This window comes from Neobacillus sp. NPDC093182 (genome assembly GCF_044754045.1).
In genome coordinates, this window is the sequence record NZ_JBIVOI010000006.1 from 230,724 (window position 1) to 256,600 (window position 25,877).

Sequence of the window (25,877 nt, forward strand, 5' to 3'; positions counted from 1 at the left end):
GTTTATATTTCCACTATTTGTGATGTGTTTCACTTTTTTATTCTTTTGGCTGCTATATAGTGAAGGAAAGCAGAGGAATGAAGGAGTGGAAAAAATGAAGTTATTCTTACCGAAACAACATGGCGCGTGGGCAATGACCATTATCCCGTTCTGGCTTGGTGTAATCGATGGAGGATTTTTGTGGCAGCATATTCCATTTTTTATTGGCTGGATATTCCTATACTTAGCCACCTATCCCATGCTCCTGTTATTTAAAAAGAAAAAAATTCAATTTTATAAAAAGTGGACGATCATTTATCTGGTACCTGCTTTATTATTTCTGCTATTTCCGCTTTTAAAAATGCCTTCGATTATCATGTTCGGACTAGTAATGGTTCCGTTTTTTGCAATGAATGCTTACTATACTTCAATTAATAAAACCATGATTCGTGAGAAAATGAATCTTCAATTTAAATGGATCTCATGGGGATATCATACGTTATTGATTATCATCTGCTTAGTTTTTGGCTGCTCGATCTTGGCCATCGCATTCCTGCCAAGTATAATTAGAGCGATCATTTTTTATGGAAAACCCCTATCCCCTATGAAGATTGGCATTTACGAAATCATAAATTCAGCTATATTTTTCACACTGATGATTATACAAATCATTTTATTTAGTCTATTTTACAGATCTCTGGAGAACAGTCTTCACAATCAATTTCATTCTTTAGATAATCTAAGTCATGTATCGTAATGGAGCCTTTATCAATAGAGATAATTCCAGCTTTTCTTAAATCACTTAGCAATCGGTTGACTACCTCACGTGAAGTCCCGCAAAAATTAGCCAGTTCTTGATTCGTTAACGGTAATTCAATAAGAATTCCTTGGTTGGTTTTTATACCGTAGCTGTTAGTAATTCGAATGAGCGTAGAATATAATGCACCTTTCTTACCATGAAGAACCAAGTCTCGAAATTTGGTTTGGGTTTTCCGATACTGCTGGCTCATCCATTTCATGAATTCAAGTGACAGTTCATGGTTCTTTGCAAGCTTCTCCTCGAGAACATCCTTCATAATAACTGCTGCTTCGCCGCTTTCAGCCACGCGGGCGCTTAACAAATACTTAGGTGCAGGAGAAAACAGATCCAGTTCCCCAATAAAGTCTCCACTTGAACACATTCTTAATGTAAGCTCCCGGCCATCTGGAATAATCTTGCTGATTTGAATGATTCCGCTTTGGATAATATATAATTCATTTGCAGTTGAACCTTCCTGGAATAGAAAAGTGCCTTTTTCAATTTTCTTGATATGGTGAACGGTATCAAACAGTTGTGTTAACTTTACAGGTATTTCTTTTATTGACTGCATAAGAATAACCACCTTAAAGGGGCGAAATCAATCGCTAATTTGCTTTCCTAAATAAATGACAGTCAAGGTTTGATTTACTAGATAATATTATAATTATATTGTTAACAACGCTTATATATCAATAATTGTGGCATAAGTTCATACAATCGTCAAAATATATCCTCATCACTCATAGGCTGATTTTATTACATAATAATTCCTTAAATGTCCCTAGAGCAAATGGAAATAATAAAATCGTACAGGAAAAGGAGGGACAGAAAAAATGGGCCAAAGTCGTCATTTTAAATCTGGACAAAAAGCACCAAATAATGGTGTATATGTAGAAATTGGTGATACAGAGTCAAACGTCAATAATCCAAAGAAGATAAAGCTTAAAGCAGGAGACAGGTTTCCTGAAACGTCAAATGATGAACGTGTTTGGACTTACCAGCATAAACCTTAATCATTCGAAAAAGTCATCCCCGAGGATGGCTTTTATTTTATATTTCATTACATATTCGTATATAATAAAATCAAATAGGTCAAAAATGGTCAAAGGGGTGAAAAAGATGGATTTAAATCGAATGACAGAGAGGCTTCAAAAGGGTATTTTAGATGCCCAGTCTTTAGCAGTAAAAAGTAATCATCAAGAGGTAGATGAACCCCATTTATTCTTAACACTACTTCGTCAAGAGGATAGTTTATTAAAAGCGATTTTAACGAAAGCAGATATCCGTACGGAAAGCGTTGAAAGAGCATTGCAGTCTGTCCTTGAAAAAAAACCACAAGTGACAGGAAGTGGTGCTGAGCAAGGGAAGTTATATATTACATCCAAGCTGCAGCGGCTTTTTGTTAGTGCTGAGGATTTTGCTTCCAAGTTTACTGATGACTTTATTTCAATAGAGCATATATTATTAGCTGCTTCCTACGCAAAAGATTCTGAAATGCAAAAGATACTTAAGTCAAATGGAAAAACTGCTGAGTATATTTTAGCGGCAATAAAGGAAATAAGGGGGAACCAGAGAGTGACATCACAAAATCCAGAAGCCGTTTACGATGCGCTTAATAAATATGGAAGAGATCTTGTAGCCGAAGTGAAAGCAGGCAGACTCGACCCTGTTATTGGCAGGGACACTGAAATACGTCATGTCATTAGAATTCTTTCTAGAAAGACCAAAAATAATCCTGTATTAATTGGTGAACCGGGAGTAGGGAAAACGGCAATTGTTGAGGGGCTTGCGCAGCGGATTGTCAGGAAAGATGTTCCAGAAGGTTTAAAAGATAAAACGATTTTCTCGTTAGATATGAGTGCATTGATTGCAGGGGCTAAGTTCAGAGGTGAATTCGAGGAAAGATTAAAGGCAGTATTGAATGAAGTGAAAAAAAGTGAAGGACGGATCTTGATATTTATTGATGAGCTTCACACCATTGTCGGGGCAGGAAAAACGGATGGAGCTATGGATGCAGGGAATATGCTGAAACCTATGCTCGCTCGTGGAGAGCTTCATTGTATTGGGGCAACAACCCTCGATGAACATCGTAAATATATTGAAAAGGACCCTGCTCTAGAACGAAGATTTCAGCAGGTACTTGTTCAAGAGCCTAATGTCGAGGACACAATTTCCATCTTACGTGGGTTAAAAGAGAGATTTGAGGTTCACCATGGGGTAAAAATCCATGATCATGCTCTCGTAGCAGCTACCACGTTATCTGACCGGTATATCACTGATCGCTTCCTGCCGGACAAAGCCATTGATCTCGTCGATGAAGCATGTGCCCTTATTCGAACTGAAATTGATTCTATGCCTACAGAGCTTGATGAGGTAACGCGTCGAGTAATGCAGTTGGAAATAGAAGAAGCAGCCCTGAGAAAGGAACAAGATGAGGCAAGTAAAAAAAGGCTTGAGTCCCTGTTAAAGGAGCTCGCAGAATTAAAAGACCAAGCAAACAGCATGAAAGCTCAGTGGCTTCATGAAAAACAAGGAATCCAAAAATTGCAGGAGAAAAGGGAACAACTTGAGAAACTTCGAAGAGAATTACAGCAAGCTGAGGATAAATATGATTTAAACCGTGCTGCAGAGCTGCGTCATGGTCAGATTCCATTGGCCGAAAAAGAGTTGAAAGAGCTTGAATCTCAAACAGCGAAAAATGAACGGTTACTTCGAGAGGAAGTTACAGGAGAGGAGATATCAAATATTGTCTCAAGGTGGACAGGTATTCCACTAGCTAAGCTGGTTGAAGGTGAAAGGGAGAAACTTCTCAGATTAGAAACATTGCTGCAAGAACGAGTAATCGGGCAAAATGAAGCCGTACAATTAGTTGCCGACGCGGTATTACGAGCACGTGCCGGAATCAAGGATCCCAACAGACCGATCGGATCATTCCTGTTTTTAGGACCAACAGGTGTAGGAAAGACTGAACTTGCTAAAGCACTTGCAGAGGCGTTGTTTGATAGTGAAGAGCAAATGATTCGAATCGATATGTCGGAGTATATGGAGAAGCATGCCGTTTCAAGGCTGATTGGAGCCCCTCCAGGGTATGTCGGCTATGAAGAAGGCGGCCAGCTAACAGAAGCTGTCAAAAGAAGGCCATATTCGGTTATCCTGATGGATGAAATTGAAAAAGCGCATCCAGAGGTATTTAATATTCTCCTGCAGGCACTTGATGATGGCAGAATAACGGATTCACAAGGACGAATAGTCGATTTTAAAAATACAGTCATTATCATGACCTCCAATATTGGTTCCCATTACTTATTGGAACGAAATGAGGATGAAATTGAAATTTCAGAGACCACAAGGGAAAAGGTTCTAGGACAATTAAAGAGTCATTTCCGGCCTGAATTTTTAAATAGAATAGATGAAACGATTCTTTTTAAACCGTTATCGTTAACAGAAATAAAAAATATTGTTGTAAAAATGATGAAGGAGCTTCAAAGCAGGCTGAAGGAACAGGATATTGAGGTAACTATTACGGACAATGCGAAAGAGTTCATCGCAGTAAATGGCTTCGACCCTATATATGGTGCAAGACCATTAAAACGGTTTATTCAACGTAATATCGAGACAAAACTTGCAAGGGCCATTATTGCGGGTAATGTTCACGACCATTCCGTCATCAGCGTAACAACTGAAAATGGGGAATTAACCATCTCTATTGAGTAAGGAAACCAAAAAGGTCACCCAGTTTTAATGGATGACCTTTCTTCACTTTATTTAGTGTTTTTCAACAGGATCATTAGGAAGTACTGCCGTCGCAATAACAATCAAAATGAAAACGCCCACTGAAACAATGGCGCCAGACTGGAAGTTGAAAACTCCGCCTTCTGTCATTGAACTAACTACATATGAAAGCATTTGCACTAAAACAAACACCCAAAAAAAAGTCCAAAAGTATCGCACTATCTTTCACCTCTACCCTATTTATCATCTCTAATAATATTACCATATGCTATTGAAATAATAAAAGTAAAAATTGAAATCCCCCGCAGATAGCGAAGCGCGCCTGAGTGGAAAGACTCCACTTCTAACAATAAAAACACTGGTGTATGACTGTCCAATAGGCTATATTCCCTTTCATCTTATGTGAAATCACATACAATATTTTGAGGAAATATGTAAAAGGAGATTTAGCGATGGAGAACCGGAATTTTCAGATGGATACCCAGTGGAATATCATCCATTACCCTGAAAAGCCCACAGGTTTTGGAATTTTAATAATTGGAGATGAAAGGCATTTTGTTGACGAAAGCAAATGCTTTTGGACTCAGAATGAAGGTAAACTGTCCATTATCAACCAATTGAAAGAATCAGGATATACTATTTTTTCCTCAAATTTGTATGGGCGAAACTGGGGAAGTGACCATGCTGTAGAGCTTGCGCAAAGGCTTTACCAGCAAGTAATAAGAAGTGAAATCCTTAATAATAAAGTTCATCTAATAGCTGAGGGCATGGGGGCTCTTGTCGCTGTTAGATTAATGGAAAAAATGCAGGGGCAATTAAGATCAGTGGTTTTATTAAATCCCATTCTTTCTTTAAAAAAACATATCGAACTTGAAAAGGAACACAAGTTTTTCTATAAAAAGCTAATGAGAGAATTGACTGCTGCCCATAAGATGGATCAAATCACACTTGAGCATAAGCTTCAAGGTATGGAAGATGAAGTTAAATTGGATAGGGGTATTCCAATAAAGATTATCCATGTTATGTCCAGTGGTAAATCCTATAACCAATCTAAACAGCTGCAACAATTACTCGCTAATACGAATATTAGTCCCACATATATTGTTCCAGAAAAGAAGCAGCAGCTCGGAAATATGATGAAAAAGTTTTTCAATCAGTTTGAAAAGGTACTATAAATACCTTCCTCTCCCTATAGATAGATATAATTCTTCATGAATTCGCATAGGATTCACTAATGAAGCTTGGGGAGGAAGGAATTGTAATGGACAAGGTCGTTATTGTCGGCGTATTTGACTTTGTGAATTTTCATGTATGCAAAGCATTTCTTGATAAAGGGATTGAGGTAAGGGGAGTACAGCTTGAGACTGAAGAAAACGAGGATATGGTAATCGAAAAAAGATTAGAAATTGGGAGAAACGCTAACTTTTCTGAGGTTTCATTAGGGGATATATCAAATCAATCTTCCGATAATGATACAATTGTACTCTCTGTTTTTGACCTATATATGCGATATAAGGAAGATTACTTACTTAAAGAGGATTTGATCAGCAATCTAAACAGTCTGAACAAATGGGAAAACATTGTCATACTGGTGCCAAGTCAATTGTTAAAAAATATGATTGATTTAAAAGCTCAAGTTGTCATCGAGGACTTCCTAAAAAGAATTAAAGCTCAAAATATAAGTCTCCAGTTACTCTATTTACCAACTGTATTTGGACCGTGGCAGCCAGAAACTTTTATATTTCAATCCTCTATTTTAACGGATTTGAATAGAGGAAAACCGTTTAAAGGGATGCGGGAGGAGACGAATGACGCCCTGTTTGTCGATGATACTGTGAAGGCCATTATAGAAATAATTGAAAACAAGGAGCCAGGAAGATACCTGTTCCAAAGTGGAAAGAGCAATCAATGGGATTTATGTGCAGCACTGCTTCAAATAAACGAACATGGTTTAAACAATCGAAAAGAAGAAATAAACGAAGAGGATTTATCCAAAATAATCGTTCAAAGTAACGTTCCATTATCTGTTGCGTTGACTAGGCAGATAGAACATGCTCACCGTATAAATACAAATGAATAAAAGAGCTGCCGTATAGCACGGCAGCTTATTTTTTCTTTAAAAAACTTTCTACAAAGGGATAAACCATTTGAAGTAATGGTTTTAGGTTTTGGGAGGAATCCCTTAATTTGCTTATGTTTTCTATTATTGATTCAATATCAAGTGAAGATGGATTCGACTGAGGAAAACTATGATGTTTGCCCCGTATACTTTCTCTTCGATCCCCAAACATCATTCTTGAAAATGGATCTTCCCGATGACTTTCTTTTCCCATCTTTCTGTACCCCCTGCTTATTGTTAGATTCTCTTTTAGATTATGAAGTCTATGAACAATTGGTATGGACAAAAGCGGGGATGGTTTATTTAATTGTTGCTTAACTATACTTTTATTTGATAAAATTAGTACCAAGTCATAATAATTGATAATAATAAAGGCTTTTTTCGTAGAGATTGTTGTTAAAATCCTAGATTAATTATATAAGGGGATGATTCCTTGAACGCTGGAATTGTTGGAATTGGAAGGTATTTGCCAGAAAAGATTGTTACCAATGCAGATTTAGAAAAAATAATGGATACATCAGATGAATGGATTCGAACACGAACAGGCATTGAAGAACGCCGTATCGCAGATGATAACACTAACACTTCTGATATGGGGTTTGCCGCTGCTCAGAAAGCTATCCAAGATGCAGGAATCACACCAGAGGATATCGATTTAATTTTGGTTGCGACTGTAACGCCAGATCAGCCATTCCCCTCTGTTGCATGTATGCTTCAAGAACGGTTAGGTGCCAAAAAAGCTGCTGCAATGGACGTTAGTGCAGCTTGTGCTGGCTTTATGTACGGTATTGTTACGGGGAAGCAGTTTGTTGAAGCCGGAGTTTATAAGCATGTTTTGGTAGTGGGTGTTGAGAAACTATCAAAGATAACCGACTGGAATGATCGAAACACTGCAGTCCTTTTTGGCGACGGTGCAGGTGCAGTAATCATTGGAGAGGTATCTGAAAATAGAGGGATTCTTTCGTTTGAATTGGGTGCAGATGGCACTGGTGCTAAGCATTTATATCAAGATGAGTATATTATCATGAATGGACGGGAAGTCTTTAAGTTTGCTGTGCGCCAGATGGGTGAAAGCTGTATTAATGTTCTCGAAAAAGCTGGGCTGACAAAAGAGGATGTAGATTTTCTTATCCCTCATCAAGCCAATATCCGTATTATGGAGGCTTCTAGACAAAGACTTGAGCTTCCGGTAGAAAAAATGTCCAAGACGGTTCAAAAATACGGGAATACTTCAGCGGCATCTATTCCGATTTCTATTGTTGAAGAAATAGAGGCAGGAAGAATTAAAGACGATGACCTTATTGTTATGGTTGGTTTCGGTGGCGGACTAACGTGGGGCGCCATTGCGATTAGATGGGGTAAATAAAGGGAATTAGTTAAATATATAACGAAGTGTATTAAAGGAGATGTCTTATATGGATAAGCGCAGGGTTGTGGTTACAGGTTTAGGAGCGGTTACCCCGCTTGGAAACGATGTTGAAACAACATGGAAAGGGATTATTGAAGGAAAGTCTGGGATCGGCCCTTTAACAAGAGTGAATGCAGAAGAGTATCCTGCAAAAGTTGCCGCACAGATTAATGATTTTAATCCTGAATCCTTTATGGATAGAAAAGATGCAAGAAAAATGGACCGTTTTACTCAGTATGCCGTTGCATCAGCATTAATGGCTGTTGAGGATGCAAAACTTACCATTACTGATGAAAATGCGCACCGTATTGGAGTGTGGATTGGTTCTGGTATTGGCGGAATGGAAACATTTGAAGAACAATATGAAATCTTTCAAAAAAGAGGTTACCGCAGGGTAAGCCCATTCTTTGTACCAATGCTGATTCCTGATATGGCAACTGGTCAAGTTTCCATTACACTGGGTGCAAAAGGATTTAATTCTTGTACCGTCACAGCATGTGCAACGGGTACGAATTCAATTGGTGACGCCTTTAAAGTCATTCAGCGTGGTGACGCTGATGCGATGATTACAGGTGGAGCAGAAGCGCCGATTACAAAAATGTCGGTAGCTGGCTTCTGTGCGAATACAGCTCTTTCGACAAATCCCGATCCAAAGACTGCCAGCCGACCTTTTGATAAAAATCGTGATGGCTTTGTTATCGGTGAAGGTGCTGGTATCATTGTTTTAGAAGAATTAGAATACGCATTAGCACGCGGTGCAAAAATATATGCTGAGATTGTTGGCTATGGTGCGACCGGTGATGCGTATCATATTACAGCACCAGCCCCTGGTGGTGAAGGCGGTGCGCGCGCGATGAAAATGGCCATTAACGACGCCGGACTAAATATTGAAGAGATCGATTATATTAATGCTCATGGAACTAGTACTGAGTATAACGATAAATTTGAGACGCTTGCAGTAAAAGAGGTTTTTGGGGTCCATGCATACAAGCTGGCGATCAGTTCAACCAAATCAATGACTGGTCATCTTCTTGGCGCAGCAGGCGGGGTTGAAGCAATCTTTACTGTACTTGCGATGAAAGACAGCATTCTCCCTCCAACTATTAATTACGAAACGGCAGACCCAGAATGTGATTTAGACTATGTCCCGAATAAGGCGCGTCAAAAAGAAATAAAAGCCGCAATGAGTAACTCTCTCGGCTTTGGCGGCCACAATGCAACAATTGTCTTCAAAAAATATGAAAAATAAGAGCCTGACCAGGATCCCACCTGGTCGGCTTTTTCTTTTATGAGGACAACCAACACCCGAACCACTTTTCATACCATTCATAAAATGTAACTAAAAGATATGGTATGGAGTGAGGAAATGGGCATCATTCGAACAGATAAGTGGCTGGAGGAAGAGTTTAATCGTCCAATAAAACTATGCGAAAAGCTGCTCCACGTTTTCAAGGGGCAAAGTGCTTCAAAAGTCTATAATCAATTAACTGATTTCGGGATGTACCGAGCCTCTCGGAGGACCGAGGAAATTTTTTATTCGATGAAGGAAAAAATGGTTTGGGAAGAAGTGGAAGGTTTTTTTCAGGAATATAAAAGGAAATGGGGAGGACCAGATATACCTATCTACCTGTTTCCAATTGGACAAAATAGAAGCTTCTTTTTTAGACAAGAAGAAAAGATAAAGGGTGGGGTCTCCTATCCGGATAAAATGTTTTTATTTCTTTCCGACAGAATAACTTCAAAAGAGTTGGAAGCTCTATTTGTCCATGAATACCATCACATTTGCAGGTTAAATAAACAAACTAAAAGATTTAATGATTATACCTTGCTGGATTCAATCATTATTGAAGGGCTCGCAGAATACGCTGTTCTCGTTCATTGCGGGAGAAACTATTTAGCCGATTGGTGTACGATGTATTCAGGAGCTGAATTAGATGATTATTGGGAGGAATTTATAGAAGGCAATTTAGACATAAAAAAGAGCGAAAGCAGACATGATGATTTACTGTATGGAACAGGAAGAATTCCCAAATTACTTGGATACGCGGCTGGCTTTAAAATGGTTGAAGATTATTATCGCCATAATCATTATTCTACAAAACTATCCTTTACTCTGCCTGCTAAGAAGTATTTATTAACTGACCATAGCTATACTAAAAAAGGCCGAAAAAAATAGGCTTTTTTTTGTGTGCTCATCAAAGAGTATTTGGTTCTTCAGGAATAAATTAACTTATGTCTGCCCATACTGATTGACAAACAGTTTCTTGAAGTGAGGGGTTGTACAATGTTGTATCTTCATGATGTTTGGGTAAATTGGTTTGAAGGTGAAGAAAACGGATATAATGTGTGCCACTTTCATGAATGGCGCAAAGATGACGGTGTAGAGCTGTTAGACCAAGCTCCTTTGTTAAAAGTAGAACCGATTCTCTTTAACTATATCGAGAACGATCTCTCAGAATTACCTCAACAGCTTCTAGATGATATTTTTCAAAAGGCTTATTTAAGAAAAAACCATGAAAGAGTGCAGCTTGATTATTGCTTTGTGGTTACAGATGGGGTTGGAATATTAGCAGTTGATACAATCGGTTATTCCATACCGATTAGAAAGAGCAGGCTCATACCGAGACAGGAGCAGCTTGTCTACGAAATGATTGCAAATCATGATGCAAAAAACTATCATTTTCAACAGAATTCAGTGGATAAGGATTTTCATATTTTATCACCTGAGCCTGAATTAATGACTGGATTAACCCGAAAAGAGCGTCAGCTAAAACAGTTATTATTTATGGCCCTTGATCAATTACATACATCTAAGAACGAAGCAGAAGTGCGTTATTGGTTCACTGAATGGTGTCCAGAGCGATACTCGGCGATACAGGAATTGAATTTTGAGAAAGCATGGGAGCAGTTGTTTGAGGAAACGAAATACGGTTGGTCTAAACGGCATGAAACATTTTGTGAGAATCTAATAAAAGGTCAGCCATTTTTTGAAAAGCTATGGGAAATGGAGCACGGTCCAAAAGTAAATTAAAAAACAGGTCACGTAAAGTTAAAAACTTTCGTGACCTGTTTATTTGTTGGCTGTGTTAAATTTGTCTGTTGATTTGCGCTCCACTAAGGAATGCTTCTTGGAATAATCATCGCAGGGACAGGCGGTCTCTGCCTGTCCCGAGGCACTTCGCTTTCCGCGGGCGGTTCGGGGAGCCTCCTCGGCGCTGAAGCGCCTGCGGGGTCTCCCCTGTCCCGTCCTCCCGCAGGAGTCTTCGTGCCTTCCGCGCAAATCAACAGAGTGCAAATTTCCATTTAGCGTTACACAGCCTTGTCATTTTATCTTCTTTTTCTGCCTAATCCCATTGCATTTTCCATTTTCTTGAGGGTTTTGCTGGCTACTTGGTTTGCTTTTTCTGCGCCTTCGTCCAAGATTCTGTCTAGTTCCGTTGATTCCATTAGGTTATTATATTTTTCTTGAATTGGTTCAAATACGTCTACTACTACTTGTGCTAAATCGCCTTTGAAGTCGCCATATCCTTTACCATGATACATTTCTTCAAGCTCTGGTATGGTTTTGTTACTGAGAATGGAATAAATAGAGAGCAAGTTAGAGATTCCAGGCTTGTTGATTTTGTCAAATTTAACAATCCCCTCAGAATCGGTAACCGCACTTTTTATTTTCTTCACAATTTGTTTTGGATCATCTAAAGGTGTGATAAACGCTTTATTATTAGGGTCGGATTTGCTCATTTTCTTTGTAGGTTCCTGTAATGACATAATCCGTGCTCCAACTTCAGGAATACGAATATCGGGGATGGTTAAAACCTCCCCATATTTTTTATTAAATCTTTCAGCTAAGTCACGCGTTAATTCCATATGCTGCTTCTGATCTTCCCCAACCGGAACAAGATCAGTATTGTATAAAAGGATGTCAGCGGCCATTAATGGCGGGTAAGTTAATAAGCTTGCAGAAACCGCGTCTTTACCAGCTGACTTATCTTTAAATTGAGTCATTCTTTCCAATTCACCAATATAAGAAATACATTGCATCATCCATCCTGCTTGAGCGTGGGCGGGAACTTCTGACTGGATAAATAAGGTTGCTTTCTCTGGATCAATCCCAACAGCTAGGTAAAGGGCCGCTAAGCTGCGGGTATTTTTTCGAAGCTCTAAGCGATCCTGCGGGACCGTTATCGCATGTTGGTCGACGATGCAAAAGTAGCAATTATAATCATTTTGCAGCTCAACAAATTGCATCATTGCCCCAATATAGTTTCCAAGTGTAATGGTGCCACTTGGCTGAATTCCTGAAAAAATTGTTTTCATGACCGAAATCCTCCTAATTATATATATAAATAAAAAAAACCATTCATCCCCAAAAACGATAGGGACGAATGGTTCGCGGTACCACCCTAAATTACTCAAAAGAGTCACTCAATTCCAGAACTATCTTGAATGGATAGTCTGGTATCCTTTTAACGCAAGGTAAACGTCTTTTCCTACTGATCATTAAGAAGTTCAGAAAGAAGCTCAAAAGTCCATTCGGTATTTTTCCGTGTTTGTTTTCACCAGCCACAAACTCTCTGAATCGGTTAAAAATACGTACTACTCTTTGTCATCGCTAAAGCAAATAATTTAATTATTCCTATTATAAATAAATGTATATGGAGAATCAAGTCAAGGAAGGATTACTTCTTTTTCCCGCCAACGCTTTTCCATCCTGTTTGGAATCTCGCGCTTTGGTCAACGAATTCAGAACGTTTTTTTCCTCCGAAAACCTTTTCACCGAAACCATTTGTCATTACACCCATAAATGCAGTAATTCCAATAATTAAAATAGCAACCATCGATAAATCAGCTATGTATCCAGCCATGAAAATACCTCCATATTTCAATTCAAAAGTTATAATCAACTGTTTGTATTGTGTAAATCCCCTCATGTATATTTTAAAAGAACTTGGGTGTTATTGAAAGAGGTAAAGCAATAAAAACATTAAAAGTTGCACAAAAATGAAGGCGTTTTCATTAATTGAGGTTTAATTGAGAATATTTCCGGGTATAGAAAGGATGAAACCTTTTCCTAATTGATTCGTCTAATATAATGAAAAGAAAAAAATAGGCTAAAAGTTTGACATTCAATAAATTTTGAAAAAGGGATACCTTTTTTAGAAACAGTGGTGTATAATTAATGATATAAATTACTTATTTATAATAATTTTAATCAAGAAACATAAATTTTGATAGATTTACTATAGAACTGGATAGTAATTAAAAGAGGAGTGTGGAGACGAATGGTAACATTATACACTTCACCAAGTTGTACATCATGCCGGAAAGCAAAATCATGGTTAGAAGAACATGAAATTCCATATACTGAACGAAATATTTTTTCTGAGCCATTATCAATCGAAGAAATTAAAGAAATTCTTCGAATGACTGAGGATGGTACGGATGAGATTATCTCTACAAGATCAAAGACTTTCCAAAAATTAGATGTTAATTTAGATACAATGCCGCTTCAGGATTTATTTGAATTAATTAAAGCAAATCCTGGATTATTACGTCGTCCTATCATTATTGACGAAAAGCGTCTGCAGGTTGGATATAATGAGGACGAAATTCGTCGGTTTCTACCGAGAAGAGTGCGTACCTTCCAATTAAGAGAAGCACAGCGTATGGTAAATTAAACTAATAAGACAAAGCCTTCAAACTGAAGGCTTTTTTTGCACCTCTTTTAGTTTGAGATTTCGGTGTCATTTTGTTACAATGTAAGGAATATCTAATTAATAGGCAAATTAATGGTTTTTGCAATTAGGGGTAAATTTATTTCCCAATTTAATACTTTTGTCATAAAATGAAAGTACAAGGATTATATTCTTTTTTTACATTACAATAATAGATCCTTTATACTTGGGTAATTGCTAAAAAGCATTGTCTGCTGGGGGTATTTTGTCCCTTCAATAAGGAAACGGAAGGGAGAGGTAACGATGGAAATCGAACGAATTAATGAGAATACAGTAAAGTTTTACATCTCTTATGGTGATATAGAAGAACGAGGCTTTGATCGCGAAGAAATTTGGTACAATCGGGAGCGAAGTGAGGAGCTTTTCTGGGAAATGATGGATGAAGTTCATCAAGAGGAAGAGTTTGTTGTTGAAGGTCCGCTATGGATTCAAGTGCAGGCGTTAGAGAAAGGGCTAGAGATTCTTGTAACCAAAGCACAGGTATCAAAAGATGGACAAAAGTTTGAGCTGCCAATTCCAAATGAGAAATTAAAGGATCTGCCTGTTGATGGCAATATTGAAGATATCTTGGATCACCATTTCAACCCTGGACATCGCGATGATGATGATCTTTTACTTGAAGAAGAGTCTTTAGAGTTTTTGATTGCTTTTAAAGATTTTGAAGATGTCATTATGCTGTCAAATCGGGGCGGACTTGATGATTTAATCACTGTGTTGTACAACTTTGATAATAAATATTATTTATATACTGAGTTTCCTGAAGATTTGTTTGAAGAGGACGAAATTGATGATATTCTAAGTATCCTGCTCGAATATGGTTATGAAACACAGTTAACTATCCATCGTATTCAGGAGTATGGTAAAAAGATAATTTCTGAGAATGTTTTTTCTGAAATAAGAAAACATTTTAAATAAACGTGCCGATTTCGAAATTGAAATCGGTATTTTTTACATAGGTTAATCTTTGTTTGAGGGTGATGAGACTGAAAAACACAGTAAGGGTTGTCTTGTTTTTACTGGTTCTATCCGTACTTATGTTTTTCTTTAAGGAGTATTTAAATGATGGGATCTTTGGTTTTCTCAGCCTTTTAATAACGTTGTCTGTTATTTTTATTGGATTCGTTATTTTTTTGGAGAACCGGCATCCAACACAAACTATTACCTGGCTGGTTGTTTTGGGGAGCTTTCCACTAGTTGGTTTCTTTTTCTATTTACTTTTCGGAAGAAATTATCGTAAGGAGAAAATGTATCGGAAGAAATATTTTCTTGATAAACAAGCTTTTTTGGCAGTGGAGGGTGAAAATGACCCGCGAAGTGAAGAGAAACTTGGACTAATGGCCGAGCACCAGGCAAGGCTATTTACTTTGGCACAAAAATTGGGTAATAGTCCGATTTCCTTTGATACTGCTACGAAGGTACTAACCAACGGGGAGGAAACCTTTCATCATATTCTAGAGCAATTGAATAGAGCCAGGCATCACATCCATATCGAGTATTATATTGTCCGCGATGATAGGATTGGACAAGAAATTAAAGAGATATTAATTGATAAGGCTGCACAAGGGGTTAAAATCCGATTCCTATATGACGCAGTAGGTTCTTGGAAGTTATCCAAAAAGTATATCAACGACCTAAAAAACGCTGGTGTAGAAACGGTTTGTTTCGGTCCTGTTAAGCTGCCATTTTTAAATAATAAATTTAATTTTAGAAATCACCGTAAAATTATTGTCATTGATGGGATGATAGGGTTTGTGGGCGGCCTAAATATTGGTGATGAATATTTAGGAAGAAATCACACATATGGCTTTTGGCGGGACACCCACTTAATGTTACGTGGAGAGGCTGTAAGGTCGCTGCAGTTAATTTTTTTACAAGATTGGTATTATATGACGAACCATAGCTTTTTAACAGCAGAATATTTGTCACCGCAGATCGATGAAAAAAATCATGGCGGCGTTCAATTAATTGCCGGCGGTCCGGACAATGAATGGAGCGTTATTAAGAATATCTTTTTCTCGATGATTACGTCGGCAAAGGAATCTGTTTGGATTGCTTCACCATACTTTATCCCTGATGAAGATATATTTTCAGCGATAAAAGTGGCGGCTCTTAGCGGCATTGATGTAAGATTACTTGTGCCTAACCGCCCAGATAAGCGTATAGTCTTTCATGCTTCAAGATCCTATTTTCCTGAGCTTTTGGAAGCTGGTGTAAAGGTCTATGAATATGAACGCGGGTTTATGCATAGTAAAATTGTGATTGTCGATCATGAACTTGCTTCAATTGGAACTTCAAACATGGATATGCGCAGTTTTCATTTGAATTTTGAGGTAAATGCTTTTTTATTTCGTACAAAAAGTACTCAAAAACTAGTGGAAGAGTATCTTAATGATCTAGAATATGCCAAACAGTTGGAATTAATCTCTTTTGGGAAAAGACATATTGGATTACGGCTCATTGAGTCTACTGCAAGGTTACTATCACCGATGCTTTAAGTTCACAAACTCGTCATAATGGCGGGTTTTCTTTTTATTTAATAAAGGATTTTTTATAAGGTAACACGAATGTATGGAAGAAAAGGAGGTAGATAACCATTGCTGACAGCACAAACAAAATCAGGTACCATATTTAGCTTAGGTAAGGAATATAAGAAGGAGACGCTAGTATTTATAAGGAAAAATGAGGAATTTTTCTGTCCAGCTTGTGGGGAGCGAGTCTCTCTTAAATTGGGAACTCAAAGAATTAACCATTTTGCCCATCGAAGCGGTACGGTTTGCAGGGATTTCTATGAAGGTGAAACGCTTTATCATATGGAAGGAAAACTTCAGCTTTATCAATGGCTTGAAAAACAAGGAATTCCTGCAGTGTTAGAATATTATGATTCTGTAATAAAACAACGCCCTGATATCGTGTTTCTTTACGGCGGAAACAAATACGCTTTGGAATACCAGTGTTCGCCGATTTCAGAAGAAATATTTTTCAAGCGAACAGCGGCCTATTATCAACAGAATTACATTCCTCTCTGGATAATGGGCAGTAAACGTTTGAAAGCAAAAAGGAGTAATGTCATCTCTTTGTCGAACTTTGATTATTTCTTTTTCAGAAAAACAAAGGACAACCACTTGATACTCCCTTCTTATTGCCCCGATGAAAAACAATTTAAAATCCTCAGTTCGGTTTATCCTTATTCAATAAAAAATGCAATCGCAAACATCACCCATCATTCTATCCAAAAAACTGGAATTGAAGAAATTTTAGCACCCAAAATAAACCATTACTTAAGCTTTGCTAAATGGTCAATGGAATTGGAGAAATTCACAATGAACTGGTCACTCCATCCGAGTCCCGACCTAAATCGATTTCTTCGTGAGATTTATCACCATAACCTCAACTTATATTTGCTTCCTCCAGAAATCGGATTACCTGTCGGTCATTCACTATTCATTCAAACACCTTCAATTATTTGGCAGACTTATTTGTATTTAGATGTTTTGCAGGATAAAACACCTAAAGACCTAATTGACTTGAGGGAAGTAGAAAGACATTACAATAAGAGATTAATGAAAAACGAAATTATCAACAGGAATATACCGCAGCTTCCAAGTGAAAAACCCTTTCATTCGGTGAAGGAATATTTTTTCCAGTTAGAGAGACTTGGAATACTCATGAAAAAAAGCGAAACTGTTTTTCAACTCCAAACTAAAATTTTCATCCCAAAATCTAATCGGGAAAAGGAAGAACGCAGGAATGAATTTTGTCAAAAAAATAAGTTCATCCTGGCAAAAAAATAAATGAAATAAAACTTTAGGGCATAATATATTGGGTAAAACAAAAAAATTAAAGGAAATAACATGAAAAAAGGAGAATAATTAACAGGGTTAAAAATTTTTTCGTAATCCGAATATTTTTTGAATGGAGGAAGAAAAATGGCAAACGAAGCTGCGGTAAAGGCGTTGCCTTCAAGAAGTGAAATACCTGTTGAAGATACATGGAGATTGGAAGATATCTTTGCTAGTGATAAAGAGTGGGAAAATGAATTTCAAGATGTGAAAAGCCAAATATCTGGAATCAAAGAGTTTGAAGGGAAACTTGGGGAAAGTGCCGATACTCTTTATAATGCTCTCCAATTTCAAGATAAGCTGCTTGAAAGAATTGGCAAGCTTTATACATACGCGCATATGCGTTATGACCAGGATACAACGAATTCCTTTTACCAGGGATTAGACGACAGGATGAAAAATCTATATTCACAGGCTGGAAGTCAATTAGCTTTTATTGTTCCTGAAATTCTTTCATTAGAGGAAAGTAAGGTTAATGGATTTATAAATGAAAAACCTGAATTAAAGCTATATGAACATGCAATTGAGGAGATTAATCTTCAGAGACCACACGTTTTGTCAGCAGAAGCGGAAGCGTTATTAGCAGAAGCTGGCGAAGTAATGGACGCTTCCAGCAATACCTTCGGAATGTTAAATAATGCAGATTTAAAGTTCCCTTCCGTAAAAAATGAAAATGGTGAAGAGGTTGAGATTACTCACGGCCGATATATCCGTTTTCTCGAAAGTGTCGATCAAAGAGTTCGCCGTGATGCCTTTAAAGCGGTTTACGACACGTATGGAAAGTTCCGCAATACTTTTGCAAGCACAATCAGCGGGAATGTAAAAAAGGATAATTTTAATGCAAGAATCAGAAAATATGATTCTGCCAGGCATGCAGCACTGTCTGCCAATAATATTCCTGAAAGCGTGTATGATAATTTAGTAAACACGGTAAATGATCACTTACACTTATTGCACCGTTACGTGAAACTCCGTAAAAAAGTTTTAGGGGTAGACGAACTGCATATGTACGATCTTTACACTCCTCTTGTAAAAGATGTCAAGATGGAAATTCCTTATAAGCAAGCAGAAGAGCTTGTGATAAAAGGGCTTGCACCATTAGGGGAGGAATATTCACAGATTCTAAAAGAGGGCTTTGAGAATCGCTGGGTAGATGTACACGAAAATAAAGGAAAGCGAAGCGGGGCTTATTCTTCAGGAGCATATGGAACAAATCCTTATATTCTTATGAATTGGCAGGATAATGTGAATAACTTATTTACTTTGGCTCATGAATTTGGCCACTCCGTCCATAGCTACTATACAAGAAAAAATCAGCCTTATCCTTACGGGAACTATTCTATCTTCGTAGCGGAAGTGGCCTCAACTTGTAATGAAGCACTATTAAACGATTATTTATTAAAAACGATTGACGATGAGCAAAAAAGAATCTATTTATTAAATCATTATTTAGAAGGCTTCAGGGGCACTGTATTCCGTCAAACGATGTTTGCTGAATATGAACATTTAATTCATCAAAAAGCTCAAAATAATGAGGCCTTAACAGCAGATTCATTAACCAGTGAATACTATGCTCTAAATAAGAAGTATTTTGGTGAAGAAGATATCGTAATCGATGAGGAAATCGGCTTAGAATGGGCTAGAATTCCACATTTCTATTACAATTATTATGTATATCAATATGCAACCGGCTTTAGTGCAGCAACTGCGTTAAGCAAACAGATTCTAGAGGAAGGCGAGCCGGCGGTTAAACGCTATATCGATTTCTTAAGCTCTGGAAGCTCTGATTACCCAATTGAAGTACTAAAGAAAGCCGGTGTAGATATGACAAGCGCCGACCCAATCAGAGACGCATGTAAAGTATTTGAAGAGAAACTAAATGAATTAGAGCAATTATTAACTTAAAGGGATGTGTAAAGCTAATTTCTGATATTAGCACTCTGTTGATTGGAGCGGAAGGCACGAAGACTCCTGCGGGAGGACGGGGCAGGGGAGACCCCGCAGGCGCTTAAGCGCCGAGGAGGTCCCCGGACCGCCCGCGGAAAGCGAAGTGCCTCGTGACAGGCAGAAACCGCCTGTCCCTGCGGTGATTATTCGAAGAAGCTTTCCTTAGTGGAGAGGAAATCAACAGACAACATTAACACAGCCAAATAGTTAAAGGGAGAGTATCGAATTGTACTCTCCCTTTAAAACCCTTTAAATCTTTTTCTATCATTCAGGTAAAAAAGAAACATAAAAATTCCAATAAAAAAAATTGGAATACTAATGATCAAAGGAAAGACCTTCATTAACGCAAGGATATGGAGAGAAAATCCGAAAAAAAGAAAGAGAATCATTAAGATAACAGGTAAATTCTTCATTGGACATGCCACCTTATTTTTGGTATCAACTAGTACTAGTGTATTGTCCAAAATAGAATAATATGATATTTTGACAATTATGTGAAATAACGCACAATCACATTGTCAATTGGTTCCCTCGCATGGTATATTCTATACGTGAAGTTAATCACAACAAACATATACCCCTTTGTTTGACCGTGAAAAATTTCTCCCATCCCCTTTGTTCGTATTAATAGAAAAAGACCTTGCAGTTATAAGCTGCAAGGTCTTTTCATGTTCAATCTTCAACATACCGCCAAAAGGTCCCGTATTTAGCTGGAAGCTGTTCAACCTTTTGAAGTAATAGCAATTTTTTCATTTCCCGTTCAACCTGAGAAATGGACATGTTATAAACGACTGCAATTTCCTTAGAGGCCACTAGTTTAAAATACTTCAAAAATGTCTCTAATGGCGGGGGTTGATTTTTTACGGGCTGTTCAGATAGCATTTCTTCAAGAATTTGCACATAGACTTCATACGGATAGGAACCAGTAATTTTTATCCCTTCATCTTCTACATTCTCGTTAAAAAATACAAGAGTCGGAATTTCTTGTACCTCCATTTCGGTAGTGATTTTTAAGTCACACTGAAAGGCTTTAGCTGAACTTTCAGAATGGAAATCAGAAATGAATTCCTCGACATCTAATCCCGCACTCTTAGCACAAGATTTTAATACCTCAAAATGGGAGATGTTTTGTTTATCAATAAAGAGTTTTTCTTGTACCTTGCGGAGAAACCGTATACCTGCTCGTCTGCCTTGCAGTTCTGCTGCTTTTATTGCAACAGAAGCAATGTACGGGGAAGCTACAGGGTTTTCTAACCAAAGGCTCCCATCACAGGACATTCCTGATCTGCTTGCTGTCTTTTCCCATAATTCTGCAATCACTTCATAATTTTTCTTTTTGCTTACATTTAAATTTGCGATGCGCCCGCTTAAAACGTGTTTAATGGAAAAATAACGGCCATATTCAATGTGCAGTTTTTTTAAGATTGGCTCGAGTGCCCAGCACTCTGGGCATAAAGGATCGATGAACATATATATTTCAAGTGGCTTCTTGTCATTATTGTAGACTTGCTGCTTTGAAGTGAACCAAGGGTTACTCACGAATTTTCACCTGTTATCTCATTTTCATCTGGCTTATTAATCATATGTTGTGCTGTAAGATAGAGCCTAGAATAAAATTCATCCCTTATCGGACCCTCTATTCCAGTCTTGTCCATTGCTTGTTTCATGCAAGATAACCATGCTTTTGCACGGATAGGAGTAATAGGAAAAGGCAAATGACGTGCACGCATCATCGGATGACCATGCTCTTCAGAATACAATGCTGGTCCCCCTAAATATTGTGTTAAAAATTGCTTTTGTTTCCGGGCAATTTCAGAAAATTCATTTGGAAAGATAGGTGCAAGATCAGGATGTTGTGCAACTAGACCATAAAAAGTATCCACTAGGCGGTGTAAAGTATCTTCGCCAATGGCCTCATATGGAGTAGGCTTTTTCTCATTCATGTTGACAACTCCTTTAAATATGTTTGTATTATTATTTTATCAATGCATTTTTCATATCTCAAATAAACCGCTTATATTTTTTTCTGATAAAACCGTGCAATCTTATTTGGTGTTTTTCGTAAGGGTATACGATATTGTTCGAGCAGCTCCTTGAATGCAAGCTGACCACGTTGAAAATCTTCCACTTCGTATTCTACCTCGTAGTCTTCAGTATCTAGATATAAGCTATGATCCAATACTAGGAGACCTTCCTTGTAAGCAAATTCAGCCCTTTTGGTTGTGAGAGAACCGAAATATTCTAAAAGGACAAACGATATATCTAATTGTTCCAATCGCTCGTGTACGATTCCTTTAGGGAGAATTCCATTTTTTATCGCAGCCAGGAATTCATCTTTAGATAAATATTGTGTGGTTTCTAACAGACCAACATCAGCTGGCTGCTTTAATGTCATTTCATAGTGATCATTTTTTTCCCTGATCCTTAAAGCTGAACCTAAATCCTTTAATGTAAAACCGGGTGTGTCAAAATAATGATTTCTTTGGCTGATGATTTGTTCATCCTTTACTTTAAATGCATGAAGCAGTTTTTCATACTCCGCTTTTGTGAGCAGGTTTTTAAATTCTATTTCAATAGTCTCTGACATCCTTAGTCCATTCCTTTCTTTTCGTCCTTTTATTTTATCTTATCATTTGACCGAACCGCAATTCTTGGGAGAAATGGATAGATTATGCTAAAATAGTAGGCATGTGGAGGTAAAAATGATGAATAAAAGAATATTAATTAGCAAGGCAGACATTACGAATAATAAAGTAAGATTACAAGCAAATGAGCCAATTACCGGGTTGACCCCAGCAGAACAAATTCTTGTTGATTCTAAGCAATTTTCTTTTGTTTATTTAATGGAGAATCAAGAGGGATATACATATATCGACATTCCTGAACCCATTTGGCCATTATTAAAAGACACATTAACAAAACATATTCCAGTATGGATTCACTTTGAAGAGGAAGAATTGGAGTTAACTAATTTTAATGAGGAATTTGTTGAACTTATCAACAACATAAGAGGAAATAGTAATTATGGTGAAGAAATGGTCACAAAAGTAGAAGGGATCTTTTGAACAAATTATAGTTTCTTATTGAGGTGGAATCATGAAGCATTGGGACCAATTCTTAGCTCCATATAAACAAGCAGTATCAGAGTTGAAAATAAAATTAAAGGGCATGAGAGGACAATTTGAGTTAGACTCCAGCCATTCACCGATTGAATTTGTGACTGGCCGAGTGAAGCCGATTGCAAGTATCCTTGATAAGGCAAATCAAAAAGGTATTCCACTTGATAAATTGGAAGAGGAAATGCAGGACATTGCCGGTATGCGTATCATGTGTCAATTTGTCGATGATATACATCATGTTGTCAGCTTATTAAGGAATCGAAATGACCTTGAAATTGTCGAGGAAAGGGATTATATTTCACATAAAAAGACGAGCGGATATCGTTCTTACCATGTTGTGATACGTTATCCGGTACAAACGATCCATGGAGAAAAGAAAATACTGGCTGAAATTCAAATCAGGACATTGGCAATGAACTTCTGGGCGACAATAGAACACACGTTAAATTATAAATACAAAGGAATTTTCCCTGCTGATATTAAAATGAGGCTGCAAAGTGCAGCAGAGGCAGCGTTTCGTCTTGATGAGGAAATGTCCTTAATCCGTGGTGAGATTCAAGAGGCTCAAGCTTTTTTTACAAGAAATAAGGAGTTTAAGCAAGAAGAGAAAAGCTGATAAAGGCATTGTAAGTATTTCAGTACAAGGAGAAAACATTTATGAAATTTGCGATTACATCCAAAGGAGATCAAAAATCGAATATCTTAATGCATAAAATGCGCACTTATTTACTTGATTTTGATCTTATATACGATGAGGATCAACCGGATATTGTCGTTTCGATTGGCGGAGACGGAACACTTCTTTATGCTTTTCACCGTTACAGCAGCCGCTTGGATAAAACTGCCTTCGTCGGAATACATACAGGCCATCTTGGCTTTTATGCGGACTGGACACCTGATGAAATAGAAAAACTGGTGATTGCAATCGCCAAAACTCCCTATCAGGTTGTTGAATATCCTTTAATAGAAGTCATCATTCGTTATCAGCATGCTGGAAAGGAATCTCGATATCTAGCGCTAAATGAATCAACCGTCAAAAGTGTCGAGGGCACATTGGTTATGGATGTCGAAATCCGCGGACAGCATTTTGAACGCTTTCGGGGTGATGGTCTATGTGTCTCCACACCCTCCGGCAGTACGGCATACAATAAAGCGCTTGGCGGGGCGATTATCCATCCTTCGATATCGGCACTACAGGTTGCGGAGATGGCTTCGATTAATAACCGAGTCTTTCGTACAGTTGGTTCACCGCTCATTCTGCCGTCCCATCATACTTGTATGTTAAAACCCGTTAATCGCCTGGATTTTCAGGTAACCGTAGATCATCTAACTTTACTTCATAAGGATGTAAAATCGATTCAATTTAGGGTTCCAGATGAAAAAATTCGCTTTGCTCGTTTCCGGCCATTTCCTTTCTGGAAGAGAGTTCACGACTCCTTTATATCAGATTCGGACTAATCATCATGCGGAGGACGCCACGTGAAACCAAATTTTGAATTGCAATGGACTATTAATGAAGATCATGAAGGTCGAATGATCAAGGAGTTCCTGAAAGAAAAGGAAATATCTAGGATTGCTTTAACGGATATAAAATTCAAAGGCGGTAAAATTCTGGTTAATAACATGGAAGTGAATGTCCGCTATATGTTAAAAGCAGATGATATCGTAACCGTTATTTTTCCTCCTGAATACCCAAGCGAAGGTGTTATCGGGGAAAAAATCAAATTAGAAATCCTTTTTGAAGATCCATTTATCCTGGTTGTTAATAAACCAGCGAGGATGAGTACCATTCCATCTAGGGAACATCCTAATGGAAGTTTGGCAAATGCTTTGGTTGGATACTACGAAGAAATTGGTATTAGAGCCACCTCCCATATTGTTACCCGTTTAGACCGGGATACCTCAGGGATTGTTTTAATTGCAAAACATAGGCATGTCCATCATTTATTAAGTAAGCAACAGCAAAACGGTCATGTTAAAAGAACGTATGAAGCATTTGCTGAGGGTAGTTTAAAGCTTGAAAGGGGCTCAATTGAAGAACCGATTGGCAGGAAGACTGACAGTATAATAGAGAGAGAAGTCCGTAATGATGGACAATATGCCTGCACCCATTACAAAGTGTTAAAAAGGTATAAAAAGTTCAGCCATGTTGAGCTGCAGCTAGAGACTGGCAGAACTCATCAAATACGGGTGCATATGTCATATATTGGTCACCCGTTACTGGGAGATGATTTATATGGGGGAGATCTTTTTCTAATTGAGCGACAGGCCCTGCATTGTAAAAAAATCCACTTCATACACCCTTTTAACGGCATGGAAATGAATTTCACTACACCTCTTCCTTTAGATATGGAAGAAATAAAAAAGGCTGCCCTATAAAAGGGCAGTCTTTATTGCGTTTTTTGATGATTTCCTAGGAAATTTGTCGATGTACTTAGGATTATTTTCCCTATTTTTAACTAAAGTCTTTAAACTTCTCTTTAACATATGGCATAGTAGACTCTACAGAAACCATTTCCAACTCAGGGTAACGAAGGGCTGTTAACTTACCGCCAAAAACAGCACCAGTATCAATATTATATGTATTATTGATTACTCTTGGTTCTTTTACTGGGGTATGCCCATATACGATAATTGCATTACCTGTATATTGTTTGGCCCAATCTCTTCTAACTGGGGAACCATCAGGATGTTTTTCACCCGTTATATCTCCATAAAGGACAAAGGTCTTAACTTTAGAATTTGTTTTTCCGATAAATTCTTCTTTTATTCCAGCGTGAGCGATAACTAACTGTTTTTGATCTAATACTAAATGAAGCGGTGATTTTTCATAAAGGTCGACGAATTTATTTCGAATGGACTGCTGATCTTTTTTAGGTAGTGACTTATATTCTGCTACGGTGGTTTCAAGTCCATGTGTTTCCTGGACCTTATTCCCAATGAAGTAACGGTAAAGCTTATTGCAATGGTTCCCTGGCGTATAAAATGCCTGTTTCTGTTCGATTACAAGGCGCCAGACTATTTCTGCAACTTTTAAGGAAGCTGGACCTCGGTCCGTTAAATCCCCAACAAAGGCTAAGCGCCTGTCTTCTGGGTGTACTGGGATTCCTTGCTTCCATTCGTAACCGCATTTTCTTGTTAAGGCTTCAAATTCGGGTAAACACCCATGTATATCACCGATGATATCAATTTTCATTGAA

The 25,877-nt window shown here is 37.8% G+C and carries 27 protein-coding genes and 1 other annotated feature; of the genes, 18 read left to right on the plus strand and 9 right to left on the minus strand.

The window, feature by feature from the left end; translation table 11 throughout:
- Positions 1-94: 94 nt before the first annotated feature.
- Complete coding sequence (locus tag ACIQAA_RS13440) at positions 95-736, plus strand: YwiC-like family protein (protein WP_402620089.1); 642 nt, start codon at positions 95-97, stop codon at positions 734-736.
- On the opposite strand, the gene ACIQAA_RS13445 is transcribed toward ACIQAA_RS13440, so the two are convergent.
- A complete protein-coding gene (locus ACIQAA_RS13445; protein ID WP_402620092.1) occupies positions 657-1,349 on the minus strand; it encodes a Crp/Fnr family transcriptional regulator in 693 nt (230 codons plus the stop codon). The genes ACIQAA_RS13440 and ACIQAA_RS13445 overlap by 80 nt on opposite strands.
- A 262-nt stretch (positions 1,350-1,611) precedes the next feature.
- Here ACIQAA_RS13445 and ACIQAA_RS13450 point away from each other — a divergent pair, with 262 nt between their 5' ends.
- Both ACIQAA_RS13450 and clpB read left to right on the plus strand, forming a co-directional pair.
- The gene (locus ACIQAA_RS13450) at positions 1,612-1,791 is read left to right on the plus strand and encodes a YjzC family protein (protein WP_179597720.1); all 180 of its coding nucleotides are present in this window, start codon (positions 1,612-1,614) and stop codon (positions 1,789-1,791) included.
- A gap of 106 nt (positions 1,792-1,897) precedes the next feature.
- On the plus strand, positions 1,898-4,492 hold the full coding sequence (gene clpB / locus ACIQAA_RS13455; protein ID WP_402620095.1) for an ATP-dependent chaperone ClpB: 2,595 nt from the start codon (positions 1,898-1,900) through the stop codon (positions 4,490-4,492).
- A 51-nt stretch (positions 4,493-4,543) separates the two neighbouring features.
- On the opposite strand, the gene ACIQAA_RS13460 is transcribed toward clpB, so the two are convergent.
- Positions 4,544-4,729, minus strand: a complete 186-nt coding sequence (locus ACIQAA_RS13460) for a YjzD family protein (RefSeq protein WP_402620098.1) — start codon at positions 4,727-4,729, stop codon at positions 4,544-4,546.
- Positions 4,730-4,962: 233 nt separating this feature from the next.
- Between ACIQAA_RS13460 and ACIQAA_RS13465 the strand changes: the two genes are divergently transcribed.
- Complete coding sequence (locus ACIQAA_RS13465) at positions 4,963-5,685, plus strand: lipase family protein (RefSeq protein ID WP_402620100.1); 723 nt, start codon at positions 4,963-4,965, stop codon at positions 5,683-5,685.
- An 86-nt stretch (positions 5,686-5,771) separates the two neighbouring features.
- Entirely contained in the window at positions 5,772-6,590 is an 819-nt protein-coding gene (locus ACIQAA_RS13470; protein ID WP_402620103.1) for a Rossmann-fold NAD(P)-binding domain-containing protein, read from the plus strand.
- 25 nt (positions 6,591-6,615) lie between these two features.
- Here ACIQAA_RS13470 and ACIQAA_RS13475 read toward each other — a convergent pair whose 3' ends face one another.
- Positions 6,616-6,843, minus strand: coding sequence for a hypothetical protein (locus ACIQAA_RS13475; protein ID WP_402620106.1), 228 nt, complete (start codon positions 6,841-6,843; stop codon positions 6,616-6,618).
- Positions 6,844-7,062: 219 nt separating this feature from the next.
- Here ACIQAA_RS13475 and ACIQAA_RS13480 point away from each other — a divergent pair, with 219 nt between their 5' ends.
- The 4 genes from ACIQAA_RS13480 (at position 7,063) to ACIQAA_RS13495 (ending at position 11,068) form a co-directional block, all read left to right on the plus strand.
- Positions 7,063-7,995, plus strand: a complete 933-nt coding sequence (locus tag ACIQAA_RS13480; RefSeq protein ID WP_402620108.1) for a beta-ketoacyl-ACP synthase III — start codon at positions 7,063-7,065, stop codon at positions 7,993-7,995.
- A 49-nt stretch (positions 7,996-8,044) separates the two neighbouring features.
- Positions 8,045-9,286, plus strand: a complete 1,242-nt coding sequence (gene fabF, locus ACIQAA_RS13485) for a beta-ketoacyl-ACP synthase II (protein WP_402620111.1) — start codon at positions 8,045-8,047, stop codon at positions 9,284-9,286.
- 117 nt (positions 9,287-9,403) lie between these two features.
- Positions 9,404-10,213, plus strand: coding sequence for a DUF2268 domain-containing putative Zn-dependent protease (locus tag ACIQAA_RS13490; RefSeq protein ID WP_402620114.1), 810 nt, complete (start codon positions 9,404-9,406; stop codon positions 10,211-10,213).
- Between the two features lie 108 nt (positions 10,214-10,321).
- Entirely contained in the window at positions 10,322-11,068 is a 747-nt protein-coding gene (locus tag ACIQAA_RS13495; RefSeq protein ID WP_402620117.1) for a YjbA family protein, read from the plus strand.
- 296 nt (positions 11,069-11,364) lie between these two features.
- Here ACIQAA_RS13495 and trpS read toward each other — a convergent pair whose 3' ends face one another.
- Together trpS and ACIQAA_RS13505 are read right to left on the minus strand one after the other, a co-directional pair.
- Positions 11,365-12,354, minus strand: a complete 990-nt coding sequence (gene trpS, locus ACIQAA_RS13500; protein WP_402620120.1) for a tryptophan--tRNA ligase — start codon at positions 12,352-12,354, stop codon at positions 11,365-11,367.
- Positions 12,355-12,411: 57 nt separating this feature from the next.
- Positions 12,412-12,656, minus strand: a binding site (T-box leader).
- Positions 12,657-12,716: 60 nt separating this feature from the next.
- Entirely contained in the window at positions 12,717-12,902 is a 186-nt protein-coding gene (locus ACIQAA_RS13505; protein ID WP_402620123.1) for a hypothetical protein, read from the minus strand.
- A gap of 417 nt (positions 12,903-13,319) precedes the next feature.
- Here ACIQAA_RS13505 and spxA point away from each other — a divergent pair, with 417 nt between their 5' ends.
- The 5 genes from spxA (at position 13,320) to pepF (ending at position 19,516) form a co-directional block, all read left to right on the plus strand.
- On the plus strand, positions 13,320-13,715 hold the full coding sequence (gene spxA, locus ACIQAA_RS13510; protein WP_045519743.1) for a transcriptional regulator SpxA: 396 nt from the start codon (positions 13,320-13,322) through the stop codon (positions 13,713-13,715).
- Between the two features lie 300 nt (positions 13,716-14,015).
- Positions 14,016-14,687, plus strand: a complete 672-nt coding sequence (gene mecA, locus ACIQAA_RS13515; RefSeq protein ID WP_402620126.1) for an adaptor protein MecA — start codon at positions 14,016-14,018, stop codon at positions 14,685-14,687.
- Positions 14,688-14,755: 68 nt separating this feature from the next.
- Positions 14,756-16,267, plus strand: a complete 1,512-nt coding sequence (cls, locus tag ACIQAA_RS13520) for a cardiolipin synthase (RefSeq protein WP_402620282.1) — start codon at positions 14,756-14,758, stop codon at positions 16,265-16,267.
- A gap of 99 nt (positions 16,268-16,366) precedes the next feature.
- On the plus strand, positions 16,367-17,563 hold the full coding sequence (locus ACIQAA_RS13525; RefSeq protein ID WP_402620129.1) for a competence protein CoiA: 1,197 nt from the start codon (positions 16,367-16,369) through the stop codon (positions 17,561-17,563).
- A gap of 135 nt (positions 17,564-17,698) precedes the next feature.
- The gene (pepF, locus tag ACIQAA_RS13530; protein ID WP_402620132.1) at positions 17,699-19,516 is read left to right on the plus strand and encodes an oligoendopeptidase F; all 1,818 of its coding nucleotides are present in this window, start codon (positions 17,699-17,701) and stop codon (positions 19,514-19,516) included.
- Positions 19,517-20,230: 714 nt separating this feature from the next.
- Here pepF and ACIQAA_RS13535 read toward each other — a convergent pair.
- The 3 genes from ACIQAA_RS13535 to ACIQAA_RS13545 form a co-directional block, all read right to left on the minus strand.
- Positions 20,231-21,028 (minus strand): ClpXP adapter SpxH family protein, encoded by a 798-nt coding sequence (locus ACIQAA_RS13535; protein WP_402620285.1) that lies wholly within the window; start codon positions 21,026-21,028, stop codon positions 20,231-20,233.
- 65 nt (positions 21,029-21,093) lie between these two features.
- Positions 21,094-21,501, minus strand: coding sequence for a globin domain-containing protein (locus tag ACIQAA_RS13540; RefSeq protein ID WP_402620135.1), 408 nt, complete (start codon positions 21,499-21,501; stop codon positions 21,094-21,096).
- 71 nt (positions 21,502-21,572) lie between these two features.
- A complete protein-coding gene (locus ACIQAA_RS13545) occupies positions 21,573-22,145 on the minus strand; it encodes a CYTH domain-containing protein (protein WP_402620137.1) in 573 nt (190 codons plus the stop codon).
- 118 nt (positions 22,146-22,263) lie between these two features.
- Between ACIQAA_RS13545 and ACIQAA_RS13550 the strand changes: the two genes are divergently transcribed.
- From ACIQAA_RS13550 to ACIQAA_RS13565, 4 genes are read left to right on the plus strand one after another with little or no spacing between them, the layout of a single operon-like run.
- Positions 22,264-22,623 (plus strand): UPF0738 family protein, encoded by a 360-nt coding sequence (locus ACIQAA_RS13550; RefSeq protein ID WP_402620139.1) that lies wholly within the window; start codon positions 22,264-22,266, stop codon positions 22,621-22,623.
- 31 nt (positions 22,624-22,654) lie between these two features.
- The gene (gene yjbM, locus ACIQAA_RS13555) at positions 22,655-23,293 is read left to right on the plus strand and encodes a GTP diphosphokinase (protein ID WP_402620142.1); all 639 of its coding nucleotides are present in this window, start codon (positions 22,655-22,657) and stop codon (positions 23,291-23,293) included.
- Between the two features lie 41 nt (positions 23,294-23,334).
- Positions 23,335-24,135 carry an NAD kinase gene (locus tag ACIQAA_RS13560; RefSeq protein WP_179597683.1) on the plus strand — a complete coding sequence of 267 codons (801 nt, stop codon included), beginning with the start codon at positions 23,335-23,337 and terminating at the stop codon, positions 24,133-24,135.
- Positions 24,136-24,156: 21 nt separating this feature from the next.
- On the plus strand, positions 24,157-25,056 hold the full coding sequence (locus ACIQAA_RS13565) for an RluA family pseudouridine synthase (RefSeq protein WP_402620145.1): 900 nt from the start codon (positions 24,157-24,159) through the stop codon (positions 25,054-25,056).
- A gap of 76 nt (positions 25,057-25,132) precedes the next feature.
- Here ACIQAA_RS13565 and prpE read toward each other — a convergent pair whose 3' ends face one another.
- Positions 25,133-25,873, minus strand: a complete 741-nt coding sequence (gene prpE / locus ACIQAA_RS13570) for a bis(5'-nucleosyl)-tetraphosphatase PrpE (RefSeq protein ID WP_402620148.1) — start codon at positions 25,871-25,873, stop codon at positions 25,133-25,135.
- Between the last annotated feature and the right edge of the window lie 4 nt (positions 25,874-25,877).